Origin of the sequence: Bacillus sp. AM 13(2015) (genome assembly GCF_001518755.1) — a bacterium.
Classification (GTDB): Bacteria; Bacillota; Bacilli; order Bacillales; family Bacillaceae; genus Bacillus; species Bacillus safensis.
Window position 1 is genome coordinate 90,673 of record NZ_LKCP01000070.1, and the last position, 17,692, is coordinate 108,364.

The 17,692-nt window shown below is 43.7% G+C and carries 16 protein-coding genes; 13 read left to right on the forward strand and 3 right to left on the reverse strand.

All coding sequences use genetic code 11. The features are described 5' to 3' along the window. From AOQ70_RS11855 to kduI, 3 genes are all read right to left on the reverse strand, one after another. Complete coding sequence (locus AOQ70_RS11855; RefSeq protein WP_059376436.1) at positions 1–1,467, reverse strand: spore germination protein; 1,467 nt, start codon at positions 1,465–1,467, stop codon at positions 1–3. Between the two features lie 102 nt (positions 1,468–1,569). After that, positions 1,570–2,343: a 2-dehydro-3-deoxy-D-gluconate 5-dehydrogenase KduD gene (gene kduD / locus AOQ70_RS11860; protein ID WP_059376439.1), complete on the reverse strand. Its 774-nt coding sequence runs from the start codon at positions 2,341–2,343 to the stop codon at positions 1,570–1,572. 5 nt (positions 2,344–2,348) lie between these two features. Continuing rightward, a complete protein-coding gene (kduI, locus tag AOQ70_RS11865; protein ID WP_059376440.1) occupies positions 2,349–3,176 on the reverse strand; it encodes a 5-dehydro-4-deoxy-D-glucuronate isomerase in 828 nt (275 codons plus the stop codon). A 258-nt stretch (positions 3,177–3,434) separates the two neighbouring features. Between kduI and AOQ70_RS11870 the strand changes: the two genes are divergently transcribed. The 13 genes from AOQ70_RS11870 (at position 3,435) to AOQ70_RS11925 (ending at position 17,682) form a co-directional block, all read left to right on the forward strand. Continuing rightward, positions 3,435–4,445, forward strand: coding sequence for a LacI family DNA-binding transcriptional regulator (locus AOQ70_RS11870; RefSeq protein WP_039181927.1), 1,011 nt, complete (start codon positions 3,435–3,437; stop codon positions 4,443–4,445). An 86-nt stretch (positions 4,446–4,531) separates the two neighbouring features. Continuing rightward, positions 4,532–5,548, forward strand: coding sequence for a sugar kinase (locus AOQ70_RS11875; protein ID WP_082700848.1), 1,017 nt, complete (start codon positions 4,532–4,534; stop codon positions 5,546–5,548). Beyond that, positions 5,520–6,119, forward strand: a complete 600-nt coding sequence (locus tag AOQ70_RS11880) for a bifunctional 4-hydroxy-2-oxoglutarate aldolase/2-dehydro-3-deoxy-phosphogluconate aldolase (RefSeq protein ID WP_047201904.1) — start codon at positions 5,520–5,522, stop codon at positions 6,117–6,119. Before AOQ70_RS11875 ends, AOQ70_RS11880 begins: the two co-directional genes overlap by 29 nt. Positions 6,120–6,240: 121 nt before the next feature. Then, on the forward strand, positions 6,241–6,696 hold the full coding sequence (locus AOQ70_RS11885; protein WP_059376441.1) for a GNAT family N-acetyltransferase: 456 nt from the start codon (positions 6,241–6,243) through the stop codon (positions 6,694–6,696). A 67-nt stretch (positions 6,697–6,763) separates the two neighbouring features. Beyond that, positions 6,764–7,765, forward strand: a complete 1,002-nt coding sequence (locus AOQ70_RS11890; RefSeq protein WP_059376443.1) for a sugar-binding protein — start codon at positions 6,764–6,766, stop codon at positions 7,763–7,765. Continuing rightward, entirely contained in the window at positions 7,762–9,204 is a 1,443-nt protein-coding gene (locus tag AOQ70_RS11895) for a sensor histidine kinase (RefSeq protein WP_059376445.1), read from the forward strand. Before AOQ70_RS11890 ends, AOQ70_RS11895 begins: the two co-directional genes overlap by 4 nt. Then, the gene (locus tag AOQ70_RS19965; RefSeq protein ID WP_231730867.1) at positions 9,198–9,638 is read left to right on the forward strand and encodes a response regulator; all 441 of its coding nucleotides are present in this window, start codon (positions 9,198–9,200) and stop codon (positions 9,636–9,638) included. Before AOQ70_RS11895 ends, AOQ70_RS19965 begins: the two co-directional genes overlap by 7 nt. Then, positions 9,635–10,615 (forward strand): helix-turn-helix domain-containing protein, encoded by a 981-nt coding sequence (locus AOQ70_RS11900; RefSeq protein ID WP_231730868.1) that lies wholly within the window; start codon positions 9,635–9,637, stop codon positions 10,613–10,615. The genes AOQ70_RS19965 and AOQ70_RS11900 overlap by 4 nt, the downstream gene beginning before the upstream one ends. A 103-nt stretch (positions 10,616–10,718) precedes the next feature. Then, entirely contained in the window at positions 10,719–11,984 is a 1,266-nt protein-coding gene (locus AOQ70_RS11905; RefSeq protein ID WP_047201899.1) for an ABC transporter substrate-binding protein, read from the forward strand. Positions 11,985–12,039: 55 nt separating this feature from the next. Then, positions 12,040–13,011, forward strand: a complete 972-nt coding sequence (locus tag AOQ70_RS11910) for a carbohydrate ABC transporter permease (protein WP_180272448.1) — start codon at positions 12,040–12,042, stop codon at positions 13,009–13,011. Then, positions 13,008–13,829, forward strand: a complete 822-nt coding sequence (locus tag AOQ70_RS11915) for a carbohydrate ABC transporter permease (RefSeq protein WP_039181910.1) — start codon at positions 13,008–13,010, stop codon at positions 13,827–13,829. The genes AOQ70_RS11910 and AOQ70_RS11915 overlap by 4 nt, the downstream gene beginning before the upstream one ends. Positions 13,830–13,976: 147 nt before the next feature. Then, complete coding sequence (gene manA / locus AOQ70_RS11920; RefSeq protein WP_059376448.1) at positions 13,977–14,927, forward strand: mannose-6-phosphate isomerase, class I; 951 nt, start codon at positions 13,977–13,979, stop codon at positions 14,925–14,927. A 124-nt stretch (positions 14,928–15,051) separates the two neighbouring features. Further along, positions 15,052–17,682, forward strand: coding sequence for a glucosaminidase domain-containing protein (locus tag AOQ70_RS11925; RefSeq protein WP_059376451.1), 2,631 nt, complete (start codon positions 15,052–15,054; stop codon positions 17,680–17,682). Positions 17,683–17,692 lie beyond the last annotated feature (10 nt).

Below are 17,692 nucleotides of genomic sequence, written 5' to 3' on the forward strand. Positions count from 1 at the left end.
TTAATCTCCTTGTCTTTTGAGATTTTTTATTTTTGCTGTTTTTGGTCTGGATTTAAATAGCCCGATTGGTAAACGAACGTACGTATCCTTTAAATCTGAAAACGGTGAAGACAACACAGGTGTGAAATAGTCAAAACCAAAGGTCTTTAACTGCATCAAGTGACAAAGCACAAATAAATAACACATGATTAAACCGTATAATCCAAACAGTGCTGAACTAAAAATGGCCATAAACCGCAAAATACGCAGTGGGAAACTAAAGTCATATGACGGTGCCGTGAAGTCAGCCAGTGCGGTCAGCGACACAATAATCACCATTAAGGCACTGACGATATTGGCTTGAACAGCTGCCTGACCAATAATAACCCCACCAATGAGCCCAATTGTCTGTCCGATGGCTCTTGGAAGCCGTAGTCCAGCTTCCCGCAGCAGCTCTATCGTAAAAGACATGAGAATGGCTTCGACAACAGGAGGGAAGGGAACATTCTGCCGGCTGCCTGCGATGGTGAGTGCCATTCTTGTCGGTAATAAACCGGGATGATAAGAGACAAGTGCAATGTAAAGCCCGGGTAAAAAAATCGTGAGCAGCACGGCAATATAACGAAGTAAACGCAAAAGAGTCGCGCTTGTCCACCTCTGATAATAATCCTCTGGTGATTGCATCAAAGCTGTAAGTGTCATAGGTAAAATGAGGGCAAAAGGAGTCCCATCGAGCAAAATCGAGACTTTGCCTTCAAGCACAGATGCAATCACCCGGTCAGGACGTTCTGTGTTTTGAATCTGTGGAAAAATGGAGATGTGACTGTCCTCAATCAACTGTTCAATATAGCCGGTTTCAGGGATGTCATCCATTTTGATTTCGGCCATGCGTGATAGAACATCTTCTACTAGTTTAGGATCAGCAATATCACGAACATACACAAGAGCAGCGGATTTTTTATTGCGAGTACCGATACTCACCTTTTGAATCACAAGATTTGGGTCGTTTGCCCGTTCGCGGAGTAAAGCCGTGTTTTTTTCAAGATTCTCAATAAATCCGATCCGTGGGCCTCTTACAAGAACTTCAGATTGCGGCTCTTCTACTTCCCTAAATTGAAAAAGATTTGTATGGAGTGCAAGTGCTTGAGCCGCTCCATCTACAAATAAAATAGCCTTGCCGCTATATAACTGCTCGATGGCAAGGTTCATATCATCCAGCACATCACTTTGAATGCCAAAGAACGTTTTTGAAAGGGAGGGAAGTGTAGTAGAATCAACCTCAGTGAGGTCCAGTTCCTTTTGCATTGGTGAAATGATTTGCTTAGAAAGTAACTCAAATTCTGTGAGTCCTTCAATGTACACGAGACATGCAGACATAGTGGAAGGACCAAATGAAAAAGAGTGGAACACGATATCATCACTTCTTCCGGCAAAGCTTTTGACACGCTTAATGACGGACGCTATATCTTGTTCAATACGACTTTTCATAATACCTCACCCTCATCACATGTTTTTTATAGAGTGACTCGGAAGGTGGAGAATTATACAAATAGAAAAAAGAGAATCCCGGATAGGAATTCTCTCGTCTTTTTATCTTGCAAGCCAGCCGCCATCAACGGCTAAAATATGACCGTTCATATAATCAGAAGCTGGTGAGCTAAGGAAAACAGCAGCACCTGCTAGATCCTCAGGTTTTCCCCAGCGCCCGGCGGGAATTCGTTTGAGAATCTCTTCATTTCGATTTTCATCGTCCCGAATGGCTTGTGTGTTATTGGTCGCAATATACCCAGGCGCAATCGCATTCACTTGAATATGCTGGCTCGCCCATTCATTGGCAAAAGCTTTCGTCAGCCCTGCGACAGCATGCTTGCTTGCTGTATAGGCGGGGACAAAGACGCCGCCTTGAAACGATAGAAGGGAGGCGATATTGACAATTTTCCCTTGCCCGTTTTTCAGCATTTGCTGTCCAACCTTTTGCGTGAGGAAAAAAAGACTGTTGATATTCACATCCATGACCGTATGCCAATCTTCCTCTGAATAGTGAGCCGCTTGCTCTCTTTTAATCGTTCCAGCATTATTGATTAAAATATCAATCGTATGCTTTTTTAATATGGCGTCGACATCCTGTTTTGCAGTTTGAGGATCGGAAAAGTCAACCTGAACCGCATGAAATGATCGGCCTGCCTGTTCGACAATTGCCTTTGTTTCTTCAAGCGGTGTGTGGTGATAAGTGCCGATGATATCTGCACCTGATTGGGCAAGCGCCACGGCAATGCCTTGCCCAATGCCGGTTCCAGGACCTGTCACAAGGGCTGTTTTTCCTTCAAGGGAAAAGAGGGACGCTGCATATGATGTTGTCATCATCCTCGTTACCTCAACTGATCCATTGGGACAAAGTCCATATCTTTGAACGTATAGTTTTCGCCCGCCATTGCCCAAATAAATGAATAATTCGCTGTACCTGAACCTGAATGAATGGACCAGGCAGGTGAAATGACTGCTTCCTCATTTGCCACAACAAGATGTCTTGTTTCAGATGGCTCCCCCATAAAATGAAAGACTCGTGCATCCTCTTCGATATCAAGATATAAATACACTTCCATCCGGCGATCGTGAATATGAGCAGGCATCGTGTTCCACGTGTTATTGGTTTCCAGCTGAGTGATTCCCATCATGAGCTGACAGCTTTGGATGCCGTCTGCATGGATGACTTGATACAGGTTTCGTACATTGGAAGCAGCTGCTTCCCCTAAGTGGTTTGGTGTTAATTCAGCGATGGCTGCTTTTTGCGTAGGGTACGCTCTATGAGCCGTGGCTGAAACTAGATAGAACTTGGCCTCGTGGCCTGATGAACTAGCAAACTGTACATCTTTGTGACCAAGACCAATATATAAGAAATCTTTATGCTCCAGCACAAAGGCCTCACCATCAACAGTGACTGTTCCTTGTCCGCCGACATTCACAATCCCGATTTCACGTCTTTCAAGAAAATACTCCGTCCGTAAAAAGTCCCCAGCATCTAGTGTGATTGGCTCTGCTGCTGGCATGGCTCCGCCAATCACCACGCGGTCCTCATGTGAGTAATAGAGCTTTAATTCACCACTGACAAATAGCGTAGGAATATGAAAATGACGACGAAGTTCCTCTGTTGTAAAACGTTTGACCTGTTCAGGATGTACAGCATAACGATTTTCCATTTGGATAAGCCTCCCTTTCCATCTGAAACAAATATTGATATTTATTTGGTATCGGTTTCAAGGAAAATTCTAGAGGAAAAAGAGAGCGCCGTCAACCGTTAATTTGAAATCGCTTTCTTTTTATGTGATTAGACGAATTTTTGCCATCATCATGCAAAAAAATCTTCTGAAATGCCATCAATTATGATATGCTCTTTTTAAGTTTATTTGAAATCGGTTTCGAACCAAATGAGAAGATCAATTGTGGGAGTTTTTTGAATGAAAGAGAAAAAGCAAACGAAAGTGACCATTAATGAAGTAGCAGCTTATGCAGGGGTCTCAAAATCAACTGTATCCAGATATATCAATGGCAGAACAAATGAAATTTCATCTGAAAAGGTAAAAAAAATCAAGAAGGCCATTGAGGAACTACATTATCGTCCGAGTCAGCTTGCTCAAGGACTAAAAGTCAGAAAAAGCAAGGTCATTGGGTTTATTGTAGCCGACATTACGAATCCATTCTCTGTGGCAACACTTCGCGGAGTTGAAGAGATTTGTGATGAATATGGATACAGTATCATGGTGTGCAACACAGATAATCGTCCAGAAAAAGAACGGGAAATGCTCCTTAAGCTGAATGCACATTATATTGAAGGGCTCATCATCAATACAACAGGACAGAACAATGACATTCTGGAGGAGTTTAAGAAAAACGGTGTGCCGATTGTTCTTGTGGACCGGAAATTGCCTGAACTAAAAGTCGACACAGTGACCACGAACAACCGTGATATCACAATCCGGCTGCTTCAACAAATGTATGAGAAAGGCTATGATCACATCGCATTCTTTACTGAGCCCGTCGATGGAATCAGTCCTCGTGAAGAACGAAAGGAAGCATATGAACAGACAGCTTTGAGTAAACATAAGAAGCCAATCATTGCAGAAATTGATTTAAAGCAAAAGGAACAAATGCGCGAAGAGATTGTCCGTTTTCTACAATCAAACGAACAGAAAAAAGCGATTTTAGCAGGCAATGGATTACTCATGCTGAAGCTGATTAGTGAACTTGTAGAGCTTGGGATGAAGATTCCTGATGAGATCGGCATTGCAGGGTTTGATGATACAGAATGGTATAAGCTGATTGGACCTGGAATCACTACAGTTGCCCAGCCTTCTCATGAAATGGGGAAAGCAGCCATGCAAAAAATCAAGACACGGCTTGAAGGGGATGAAAGTGCGCCCCAAACGATTCAGCTTGATGGTGAAATCATTGTAAGGAAATCTTTATAAATGATAGGCAGAGAAGAGTATACAGACGTGCATGCTCTCTCTTTTTCAACTGATTTGAAACCGGTACCAAGAAAGGGGAGAAATGAGTGAAAGCATTGGATGCGGTCACATTTGGGGAATCAATGGCGATGTTTTATGCAAAGGAAGTTGGGGAGCTTCATCAAGTGCATACATTCCAAAAGGCGCTTGCTGGTGCAGAAAGTAACGTGGCTGTCGGTTTGGCGAGGCTGGGCTTTCATGTGGGCTGGATGAGCAAAGTCGGAGCAGATTCACTTGGTACATTTATTTTAGAAGAGCTTCAAAAAGAAGGGGTCGATACAAGTGCAGTGCTCCTTTCAAATGATGGGTCTCAAACGGGCATCTTACTTAAATCAAAAGTGATCGATGGAGACCCTGACGTCACGTATTATCGGAAAGGCTCTGCTGCGAGCACAATGAGTCCAAGCGACTTTCCCGCCACCTATTTCAAACAGGCAGGCCACCTTCATATGACTGGTATTCCTCCTGCCCTATCCAGTGAAATGAGAGCGTTTTCTATTCGTGCCCTTCAAGAAATGAAAGCAGCGGGCAGAACCATTTCATTTGATCCAAATCTTCGGCTTCAGCTATGGGAAGAGGAGGAGGACATGATTCAGACGGTGAATCAAATCGCTTCGCAAGTGGATTGGTTTTTTCCAGGTCTTGCAGAAGGGCAAAGGCTCACGGGTTGTCACGAGCCAGAAGAGATTGCAGATGTTTATTTGCAAAAAGGTGTCAAGCTAGTGGTCATTAAGCTAGGGGCAGAAGGTGCCTTTTATAAAAGTGCAGCCGGACAAGGAATGGTGAATGGATTTTATGTGCAGGATGTCGTAGATACAGTCGGAGCTGGTGACGGATTTGCAGTGGGGGTCATCAGCGGCTTACTTGACGGCTTATCAAATGAAAAATCCGTGACAAGAGGCAATGCGGTTGGGGCACTTGCAGTGATGTCTCCTGGCGATAAGGATGGACTGCCTACCCGGGAGGAGCTTCAAGCTTTTATGAAAGAAGCCAAGCGATATCAAAGGCGGGATTATATGAAAGGGGATGAGAGATATGGGAAAGTCAGCAAGTTTGAGCGTTAAAAAGCAGCTCGCGTCTTGTAAGTTGATCGCGGTGGTGAGAGCGGGTAGTGAAAGAGAAGGCATTGAAATGATTGAGCGTTTAAAGAAAAAAGGGGTCCGTGCCATTGAAGTGACGTATACCACGCCAAATGCTGAACGCATTATCGCATCCTTTCAGCAGGAGCAAGATCTCATTGTAGGAGCTGGAACGATTACGACACTGGAGCAGGCACAATCAGCTGTTGAGGCAGGCTCACAGTTTATCGTCAGTCCAGGATATCTTCCTATGATTGGAGAACATCTCTCATTTTACGACACACTCTATGTACCAGGGGTTCTCACCCCAAGTGAAATCATGCAGGCGAAAGCAGATGGCTACGGCTTGCTCAAGCTTTTTCCAAGCGGCTCCTTCGGTTTATCCTATATGAAAAACCTGCAAGGTCCATTTCCAGAGATTGAATTTATTCCTACGGGTGGCATTCATCCAGCTGATGTTCCGAAGTGGCTTCAAGCAGGCGCAGTGGCTGTCGGTGTCGGAAGTCAGCTTGAAAACAGTACAGCAGAGGAATTACAAGCCGTTCTTTCCTCATAAATACTTGTAAAACGAACAAACAATTGGAATTGTAGATGCCAGTTGTTTGTTCGTTTATCTGACATAACAGCAGATAACCATGCAACTCTTCACGTACAATGATCGTGAAGGAGTGATGGAAATGTACATTCTACAAGATGAACTCACGGATGGACGAATTGATCAGCTGATTACTGCACATATAGAAGAAATGAAGGTGCATTCGCCGCCCGAAAGCATTCATGCCCTTCCATTAACTGATTTAAAAAAACAGAATGTCACCGTGTGGAGTGTGCGAGATGGAGAGGAGCTTCTTGGCTGCGGAGCGTTAAAAGAACTGTCAAGTGAACATGGGGAAATCAAATCGATGAGAACCGCCGCCTTTCATATGCGGAAAGGTGTAGCGAGGTATATGCTGAATCATCTTCTCCAAGAGGCAAAACGGCGCGGGTATACACGTGTCAGCTTAGAGACAGGGGCAATGGCTTTCTTTGAACCAGCAAGAAAACTATATGAAAGCGCTGGGTTTCAGTATGGCCCGCCTTTTGGTACATATCAAGAAGATCCAAACAGTTTATTTATGACAAAGGAATTATAGAGGTCGAGAGAGTATGCTTATAAGCAGCTCTTTTTTTATGCTGAAATAGTGAAAGGAGGAGGACAAGGTGAAATTATCTAAGTGGATTGGAATGAGCGCATTTCTCACATTTTGTGCGGTATCTGTCATTTTTTTAACGTTATTAGGTCAAGATTTATTTAAAATTGAAAGCGCTTCCGATGAAACAGCGTCAACGTATCAATACCATTTTGTCCTTGTACCGGAGGAACTTGATAACGAATATTGGCAGCTTGTACAAAAAGGAGCTGCTGATGCGGCAGACGTTCATCACGTGTATCTAGAATATTTGGGCCCAAAGCAAGCGGATGTAGACGATCATCTGAAAACCATTGATATGGCGATCGCTGGGCATGTTGATGGCATTATGACGCAGGGACTTGATGCGAAAAAATACAAACCGCTTTTTCAGAAGGCGAGGGAAAAAGGAATTGATGTCGTCACCGTCGATACGGATGCAGAAGGGAGCAAACGTCAAGTGTATGTAGGAACGGACAATTACTATTCAGGCTTTATCGCAGGGCAGGCACTCATCGCAGATACAAAAGGTGAACAGTATGTAGGAATTGTCACAGGCAGGCTGGATGCCATTCATCAAAAGCTGCGCGTCAAAGGCTTTCGAGATGCCGTCTCCGCTGAAAAACGCATTCATATTGCTGGAATAGAAGAATCAGCCATTACGAAGTCAGGTGCCTCAGGTGCCGCTTATAAACTATTAAACGATCATGCGAAGCTCACCGCATTTTATGGCACAAGTGCATTAGATGGTGCAGGCATCATTCAAGCAATCGCACAGTATCAATCATCCACTGATTTTTATGTGCTTGCATTTGACACATTGCCTGATACGATTCAGGCGCTTGATGATGGAACGATTGATGCCGTGGTCGTGCAGCATCCTTATGAAATGGGCTATCAAGCGGTTGAATCGCTTGTTCGTTTGCAAAAAGGTGAAAAAGAAGAACCGCTTCAGTACACGGGAACGAGTGTGATCCGGCGCGGGGATCTGCCTCTTCAGCAAACAGACAGAAAGCAGGGGATGCAGCCATGAGAAAGATTCGAAGTAAGCTGTTATTGGCATTTTTAATCCTTGTGCTTCTTGGCAACGTAGCCGCTTTTTTTGTCTACTGGAGCAGTTCAAAAATCACATCAGAATATAGCAGGAGCTTCCGTTCTTTTCTGCTGCTCAATGATATATCGACAGAAGCGAAAACGATGTATGAAAAAGTCAATGCCTATGCCATTGAAAAGGATCGGAAGTTTGCCAAAGAATACCTTACGTCAAAACAAAAAATGAAATCCTACGATCAAGCGCTACGAAAGGATGCCGGGCTTCATGCTGCGATTCCTTCTATTGAAAAATATCAATATATGATACGGACGCTCATCAATGAAAGTGATGCAACCATGACACATGTAAAAGCAGGGAAAATCGAAGAATATGCTGCAAGTGTGAAGGAAGTGAGAACCGTCTCCTCCTATATACAAGAGCAGACGATGACCCTGCTTGATGATGAATTATCTGAATATCAAGTACTCTATCAATCTCTTCAAAAAAGGCATCATACCTATGCGCTCTTTACCTTGTGCCTGGTTACGTTATCAATCGGGCTCGCATTATGGATGGCGTATATGATTGCTGGCGGGATATCAAGACCCATCGTTCATCTGTCCCGAAGCGTAAAAGAAGTATCAGAAGGAAATTTTGATGGAGCGAATTTGCATGTCACCTCAAAGGATGAAATTTCTGTTTTAAATGAAGCCTTTCAGCGAATGCGGCAAGAGATGAAAATGATGATTGAAGAGATCAAACAAAAGGCAGCATTGGATCAAAAAATCAAAGACATGAAGCTAAAAACGCTGCAAAACCAAATGAACCCGCATTTTTTATTTAACACATTAAACATCGTTTCGCGGATGGCTTACTTAGAATCAGCCGAAGCGACATCGAGGTTGATTCAATCCGTTTCCACGCTGATGCGGTATTCGCTGTCTGCTCTGAGTACATCCGTTACATTGGAACAAGAAGTGAAAGTGGTGAAAGAGTATTTTCATATACAAGAAACGAGATTTGCCGATCGTATTACGTGCAAAACGTCCATCGATGAATCGTGTTTATCTGTACATATCCCAAGTATCACCTTACAGCCGCTTGTCGAAAATGCCTTCATTCATGGCGTCGAACCAAAGGAGGAAGAGGGACTTGTCGAGCTCTCGATCTATCAAGAAGGCGGCTATGTGATGATTCGGATTCGGGACAATGGGATGGGCATCAATGAATTGGAGAAAAGAAAATTGCTATCAGAAAAAGAAGAGGAAGATCCGAACATCCTGAGTAAAGGCCACTCGACAGGAATCGGTCTTCGAAATGTGATGTCAAGACTGCGTTTGTTTTACGGGGTGCAAAATGCCCTTCAAATTGATTCAAAGCCAAACGAAGGCACCACCATACAATTGGCTATTCCGATGAAGGAGGGACCGGCATGCTGAACGTGCTGATTGTCGATGATGAAAAAATAGAACGACTAGCGATGCGGAAGTTCTTAACCGAATGGGTTCCAGAGTGTCATATAGCAGGAGAAGCGGAAAATGGAAAGAAGGCGGTTGAATTCGTGCGATCTGAGCCCATTCATCTTGTGCTCATGGATATCCAGATGCCTGGCATGGATGGACTGACGGCGATCAAACAGATCAAAGCAAGCAGTCCTCATACAAAATTCATTATGCTGACAGCCTACGATACATTCGATTACGCCAAGCAAGCGATGCAGGAAGGGGTGAAACAATACCTTGTTAAACCAGCTGATAAAGACGAAACCATCGCAGCCATTCGATTTGTAGCAGCAGAAATAAAGCAGGAGCGTCTCAGCGGCAGGCGGCAGCGGCCGATCAACAGTCAAAGTGGCTTGAAGCCCATATCATGAACGGTCAATCCTATACCTCCATGGAGTTTCAACAACTATTTTCCGAATATGAAGCAGGTCTTATCATCGCGGTGCAGCGGACGGGCGGGGATCAGCTGTTGAACGATTTACTGAAATCTGCACAATTTCATACGGTGCCGGTTCAGATGGGGGGTGAACTGTTTACATGCTTCATTTATAGTCAGCAAGGACCAGGTCAGCTTAAGGCAGAGGTGCTGCAAGCCATTCGAGCTGCCATGACAAATGGTCAGCCTTCACCTGTCGTTGGCATAGGGCACCCAGTCTCAAACCCGCTTCATCTTCAGAAAAGTGCAGCAGAGGCGAAGCTTTCCTATTATCAGCGAAAAAAGAGTGGCGGCGTTGTTCGTTATGGCTTTTACCAAACAGACATAAAGCCCGATCCATTGATTCATCTGCCGGAGCTTGCAGACAGCATGATGCAGGCGCTCGAGGAAGGGAGAAGAGAGGATGCGCTGGCTTTATTTGATGCCTTTCAATTAGAGGGGGCGACGATTTCACAAGTAAAGGAACTGCTGATTCTCTTCAAATCACGTCTCCGTACAGATCTATCAATATTGACAATCAGCACCGCAGCTGAATGCCGTCAGTGCTGTGAACACCTATGTGACGTGTATGAAGCGAGAACCCAGACCATCAATGACATTGAGCGGGCAAAACGTTACATCAAAACGCATTATTGTGAACAGATCACACTTGAGCAAACGGCCGCTTATGTTGATTTAAGTCCAACCTATTTCACAAAACGTTTTAAAGACGAGACGGGTCTGACATTTAAAGAGTATGTGACAACCTGCCGGCTGGATAAAATCAAAAAGCTCCTCAAGGACAGCTCGCTTAGCTTAAAAGAAATTACCTATCAAGCAGGATATACAGATCCTAATTACGTCAGCCGTGTGTTTAAGAAGATGGTCGGCTGTTCACCGAAGGAATATCGAAAACAGGCCGTAAAAAAATGAAGAATTTCATAAAAAAAGTGCAGAAGTTTGCCTGAAAAAAAGCAAGGATCTGCCATTATACTTATTTTGATAACGCTTACAAAATAGGGATGGGGGATCAATCATGAAGGTCAAATTAGGCTTTACACTGCTTGCACTCTGTATGCTGATCGTTACTGCCTGCAGTTCATCGACGAACTCAGAGGCAAAAAAAGAAGGCGGAACGGAAAAGCTCGAAATTTTCTCTTGGTGGACAGGAGCGGGTGAGGAAGACGGGCTGAAGGCACTCATCCAGTTGTTTGAAGAGAAGAATAAAGATATTCCAATTGAAAATGCAGCTGTCGCAGGTGGTGCTGGTACGAATGCAAAGGCTGTTCTGACTAGCCGTATGCAGGGGAATGATCCGCCTGCAACGTTTCAAGTGCATGGCGGGGCGGAGCTGAATGAGAGCTGGGTCGCGGCAGGCAAAATGGAGCCGCTGGATGATTTGTATGAAAAAGAAGGCTGGAAAGACAAATTTCCAGAATCACTGATTGATCTTGTCAGCAAGGATGGAAAAATCTATTCCGTGCCAGTAAACATTCACAGGGGCAATGTGCTTTGGTATAACAAGAAGGTATTTGATGATGCAGGCTTAGAGCCGCCAGCGACATTTGATGAATTTTTCAAAACAGCAGATGCATTAAAGAAAAAAGGAATCACACCACTTGCGCTTGGAGATAAGGAGCCTTGGGCAGCGACTCATTTGTTTGAAAGTGTTTTGCTTGGTGTATTAGGGGCAGATGGTTATCAAAAACTTTGGGCTGGCGACATGAAAATGGATGACCCGAAAGTGAAGGAAGCGGCAGACATCTTTGGGCGCATGCTCGAATACGTCAATGATGATCACAGCTCACGTAACTGGCAGGATGCCTCACAGCTCGTGGCAAAAGGGGAAGCAGCAATGAATGTCATGGGCGACTGGGCGAAGGGGTACTTTGTGAATGATCTTGATTTGAAGGTCAATCAAGACTTTGGATACACGGCGACTCCTGAAACGGAAGGAAGCTTTATGGTGATCACCGATACATTTGGACTGCCAAAGGGTGTGAAACAGCCAGAAAACGTGAAGAAATTCTTATCTGTTTTAGGATCTGTGGAAGGACAGGATGCGTTTAATCCGCTAAAAGGATCGATTCCAGCACGTGTGGATGCAGATGTATCAAAATATGATGAATACGGAAAATCGGCGATGAAGGCATTTAAAGAGTCAAAGCTGGCGCCGTCTCTTGCTCATGGCTCAGCTGCTGAAGAAGGGTTTGTGACGAAAGCGAATCAAGCCGTCAATATCTTCGTGACACAAAAAGACAGCAGCCAGTTTGTATCATCTTTAAAAGATGCAATGAAATAAAGACGAAAGAGGCGGCGGCTAGGCACCGCCTCTTTTTTAAAAGGAGTGTAGCTTCATGCGCATGGACACATCGCCGATGACAAAAACATCTATGCCCAAGGTCAAACGTATGCGGAAAAAATGGAATGGAGATCAGCTGCTGGCGCTGCTCTTTTTAGCCCCGTCAGCGGTTTTATTATTCATCTTTGTTTACGGCTTTATTGGCTGGACAGGATATGTGTCATTATCAAACTGGACCACGCTTGTTCCTGATTTCTCTTTCGCAGGTCTTCGCAATTATGCCATGCTGTTTCAAGATTTCCGCTTTCAGTCAGATCTTCGAAACACGGTCTTTTTTACTCTATTTTTTATTGGGGCTGTCATTGTCTCTGGTCTTGCACTTGCGATTTTACTAGATCAGAAGATCAAGGGGGAATCTCTTTTTCGGAATTTATTCTTCTTTCCGATGGCCCTTTCCTTCGTTGTCACAGGGGTTGTATGGCAATGGATTTTAAACCCGTCAACAGGGGTGAATTTATTTTTGAAAACGCTCGGTATCCAGCCTAAATGGTACACGGATACGAACATTTTGGCCGGATTTGTCTGGGGGAAAATTGAGTTTGGTGTACCTGCGGCCATGATTGCCGTCGTGATTGCAGCTGTTTGGCAAATGACAGGCTTCTCTCTGGCAATGTATTTGGCGGGTCTGCGAGGAATTCCAGAGGAAGTAAGAGAGGCTGCTAGAATGGATGGTGCATCGGAGTGGCAGATTTACTGGAAAATCATTTTTCCTCTTTTAAAACCGATTACTGCAAGTGTTGTGATCATCATGGCTCATATTTCATTAAAGATTTTCGATTTGATTTACTCGATGACAGGACCGGGTGCGAACTTTGTCACCGATGTCCCGGGCGTGTATATGTTTGAAATGACCTTTAGAGGAAACCATTATGCAGGCGGTGCCGCCATTGCGATTGTCATGCTGATCTCTGTTGCGGTCTTTATCGTGCCATACCTCTTGTCGAGCCGGAAGGGGGCTTCATCATGACAGCCAGATGGTTTGTCCGACCAGTTCTTTATGCTTTATTGATTTTGTGCAGTCTATTTTTTTTGATGCCAGTTTATGTCATGCTCGTCACAAGCTTGAAGCCATTAGGTGAAGTCACCCTTGAACGAATGTGGTCGCTGCCATCCACAATCGATTTTTCAAGCTATCAAATCGCGTTTGAAAAGCTGGCGCCTAATTTAATGAATTCTCTTTATCTAGTCATTCCTGCTACTTTATTGTCCGCTGTATTAGGTGCAATGAATGGCTATGTATTATCAAAATGGCGTTTCAAAGGATCAGAAGTCGTCTTTACGCTGATGCTCTTTGGGATGTTTATTCCATATCAAAGTATTCTAATTCCACTTATTCAATTTTTGCGTGAAGTCGGATTGTATAATTCAATTCCAGGGCTTGTGCTTGTCCATGTCGTATACGGACTTCCGATCACAACGCTCATGTTCCGAAATTTCTATGTGAGCATCCCAGATGAAATGATTGAATCGGCGAAAATGGATGGCGCAGGGTTTATAGGGATTTTCAGATATATGATTCTTCCGCTTTCGATCACAGGATTTGTTGTGGTCGCCATTTGGCAGTTCACAAATGTGTGGAATGAATTTTTATTTGCAGTCACGATGACCACTGCGGAGCATCAGCCGGTGATGGTTGCCTTGCAAAATCTATCAGGCAGTCAAATTGTGCAATGGAACGTCCAAATGGCAGGAGCGATATTGGCTGCGCTGCCGACACTACTCGTCTATATTCTTCTTGGAAAATACTTTGTCAAAGGGCTTCTTGCTGGCTCTGTCAAAGGGTAAAACAATTTTTGTGTTATCGTTTTCATTCGGTGTACTGAAAGGATTGACTTCTCTTTAGATAGCGTCATAATAAAAGTTGAGACTTACTAGTTTTCATCAAGCTAGGTAAGGATTATCAAAGGGTAGCAAAGGGAGGAGTCATCCTGAATGAAGCAGTCACCAATTTTTTTACTGCCTGAATTGAAGGAAAGAATATGGGGAGGTACAGCCTTAAGGGATCAATTTGGCTACGATATTCCTTCTGATCAAACGGGAGAATGCTGGGCAATTTCTGCTCATCCAAACGGACCAAGTGTCGTGCAAGACGGTCCATATAAAGGGAAAACGCTGATCGAACTTTGGGACAATCATAGAGAATTGTTCGGGGGGATAGAAGGCGATCGCTTCCCGCTGTTAACCAAAATTTTAGATGCAAACCAAGACTTGTCTGTTCAAGTACATCCAGATGATGATTATGCGGAAAGACATGAAAATGGCGAGCTTGGAAAAACAGAGTGCTGGTATATCATTGACTGCAAAGAAGGAGCGGAAATGATCTATGGGCACAATGCAAGAACAAGAACTGAGCTTGTCACCATGATGAATAGCGGAGATTGGGAAGGTCTTTTGCGACGGGTGAAAATTAAGCCTGGTGATTTTTATTATGTGCCAAGCGGTACCATTCATGCACTTTGCGAAGGAACGCTTGTCCTTGAAACCCAGCAAAGCTCAGATACAACCTATCGCGTATATGATTATGAACGAAAAGACCAAGATGGCAACGAACGTGAACTTCATTTTGCACAAGCAATTGATGTCACGACGGTTCCTCATGTAGACGGTTATGCAGATGAATCAGTTGAAACACGCCGAGGAGTGACCATTCGTACATTTGTCGAAGCAGAATACTTCTCTGTGTATAAATGGGAAATTGATCAAAAAGTAGAGCTTTCGCAGGATTATCCGTTTTTGCTATGCAGTGTGATTGATGGAGAAGGGTCTTTAGAGCATGACGGAAACACATATCCACTGCCAAAGGGCACTCATTTTATTCTGCCGGCTGAAACAGGAAGCTTCTCAATTGAAGGATCTTGTGAACTGATTGTGTCGCATATATAAGGCAAAGAGGACTTCGAGGGGGTCCTCTATTTTTCTATTGCATAAATGACTTGAAAGAGTACTTGTTTTTGTCGATAAAGAGATTAGTAGACTATTATGCAAAGTTAAGAGAGGGACAGGGAACGTGAAAAAAACCATCAAGATTATGTTACTCGCAGCTGCCTTTGGTATGACATTACACACGGGTAAAGAAGCGCAAGCAGCCTCCTATGTCGACCAATCCATTTATACGATGAACACCACAAAGGTATTTACAACAGAAGCAGAAGTGAAAAAAGCAGTGGAAACACTGAAGAAGGACAAAAAGTGGACAGCCACTTACCAAACCTCAGGAAATACGTCGAGCTATCAGCTCACTGCCTCAGGATATGAGTCACAAGCAGCAGCGAGTGCAAGTGCAGCTGCATTAAAAAAAGAGGTGGGCATGAGCGGTACGGTGTCTCCAGTAGGTGACCGCCTTCCTTTACAAAAGGTCGTATCTGACCCAGTTAACGATGAAAGTCAGGCGAAAAAGCTCTCACTTGAGCTAACAAAAACATCTGGGCTCAATAGCTCCTATGAAGTTATCAATCAAAGCAGGCCTTCTTATCAGGTCATATCAGGAACCATTGATTCTGAAACGAAAGTGAAAAATATTCAAACCGAGTTGCAAAAGCAGGCAGGCGTCACCAGTACATACCAAACCGAAAACAAAGCTGGCACTGTATATCAGCTGATTTCAAGCGGTATTGTTGGACAAAGTAAGGCAAATACCATTCTGCAAGGTTTTCAGAAGGCATCCGGTCTAAAACCAGTGCTTCAAACGGTAACACCGGGTAAGCCGTATTACATCGTCACATCCGCTGCACAAGCGAACCAGTCGAAAGCACAGACACTCCTTACTCAGCTGCAAAAAGAAGCAAAAATCAGCGGGAAGATTCAAAAGACAGGAGCCTTAAAAAATGTCTACAGCTTGGAATCAGGCTATTTCAAAGACAACAAACAAGCAACTTCAGCTGCGGCTCAAATTAAGAAGCAAACCGGTGCTGCCGGTACTGTGCAGCGAGTGGGAAAAACAAAAAATTATATCGTAAAGCTCAATCAATTGAACGATACAGCTTACGCAAAAACGATAGCTTTTTTCAAGAAAAAGAAATGGCGCTACACATCTAAAAAGATTTCTTCTACACAGCCATATCAAGTAGTGACGGGGAATCTTTTAGGAGATGATCAAGCGAAAAAAGCAGCAGCTTTCTTCCAAAAGAAAAAAGTATCTGCGACAACGAAAAAAACAGGCAAGGTATCTGACAGCACATATCGACTTGTCGTCAATCAAGCAGTAGACAAAGCGAAAGTGGATAAAGGTGCCGCATACTTAAAATCGCAAAAAATGACAAGCAGTATCACAACAGGTAAGGGACAGGCTGTCAGCAAAACATATAGTCTTAAGACAACACCTGTATATGAACAAACTAAAGTGAAGCAGGCTCAAGAGATCATCAAGAAAAATGGCATTGGCAGCAGTACAAAAACGCTGACTGAAGCGGTCAAGCAATACCGTATCACGACAGAGCCGACAGTGAATCAGACAAAACTGAATCAAGCACTCAGCTATTTGACGAAACAAAAAATGAAGGCTGTTGCCCAAAAAACAGGTGCAGTCGATTATGCTCAATATCAGATCAAAACAGGTGCTATCTCAACAGCTGCACTGCGTGACCAAGGCATGGCATTTTTCAAAAAACGGAATGAAAACGCTGCGTATACAACAACAACGAAACCAACTTACAAAATTAACATTACGCAGCAATTTACAGGATTACCAACTGTAAATGAAGCCATTGCATTTGTGAAAAGCCAATATGGCTGGACTGCCACAGCCGTAAAAATTAAAAATGGCCCAATGGTCATGCAAACGAACTACAACCTCACTGTCAATGAGATGGTAAACAAACAAATGAAGGTGTCACCACAGACAGATGGTGCGGCCTATGTCTATGCAGCATATGTAGACCAAGCAACATCGACAGTGAATACAGATGGCTTAAATGTCCGTTCAACACCTGATTCGAGCTCTGCAAGCAACATTGTGGCACAGCTGAATAAAGGAGCAAAAGTGAAACAGCTTGGAAAAGAAGGAAACTGGATCAGGATCAACCTCGGCTGGAGAAATGCAAGTGCAGCAGAGGTGCAAAAATATGTAGATCCAGCCAATATTGCAGAAGGCACGCAATCTTATTTTCAATTTCTGAAACTCTCTGAAGCTGCGAATCTCAATCCGGCAGAGGTCAATACAAAGATTTTAGCAGGCAAAGGGATTCTTGCTGGAAAAGGACAAGCCTTTATTACAGCAGCAAAAACGTATCATATCAACGAAATTTATCTTATTTCTCATGCGTTGCTTGAAACGGGTAACGGAAGTTCCATTCTAGCGAATGGTACAATGTTTAATGGAAAGAAAGTATATAACATGTATGGCATTGGTGCATATGACAGCAATCCGAATTATCTCGGTGCAAAGTATGCGTATGAACAGCAATGGTTCACACCAGAGGCTGCGATTATTGGCGGGGCAAAATTCATTGGCAACAGCTACATCAATAATGCGACATACAAACAAGATACGATTTATAAAATGCGCTGGTCTGCTACAGCAACTCATCAATATGCAACAGATATTGGCTGGGCTTCTAAGCAAGTCACTCGTATGTATAGTTTGTATAACCTGCTTGATGACTATACGCTGTATTACGATATCCCAGTGTATAACAAATAAAAAAACGTCC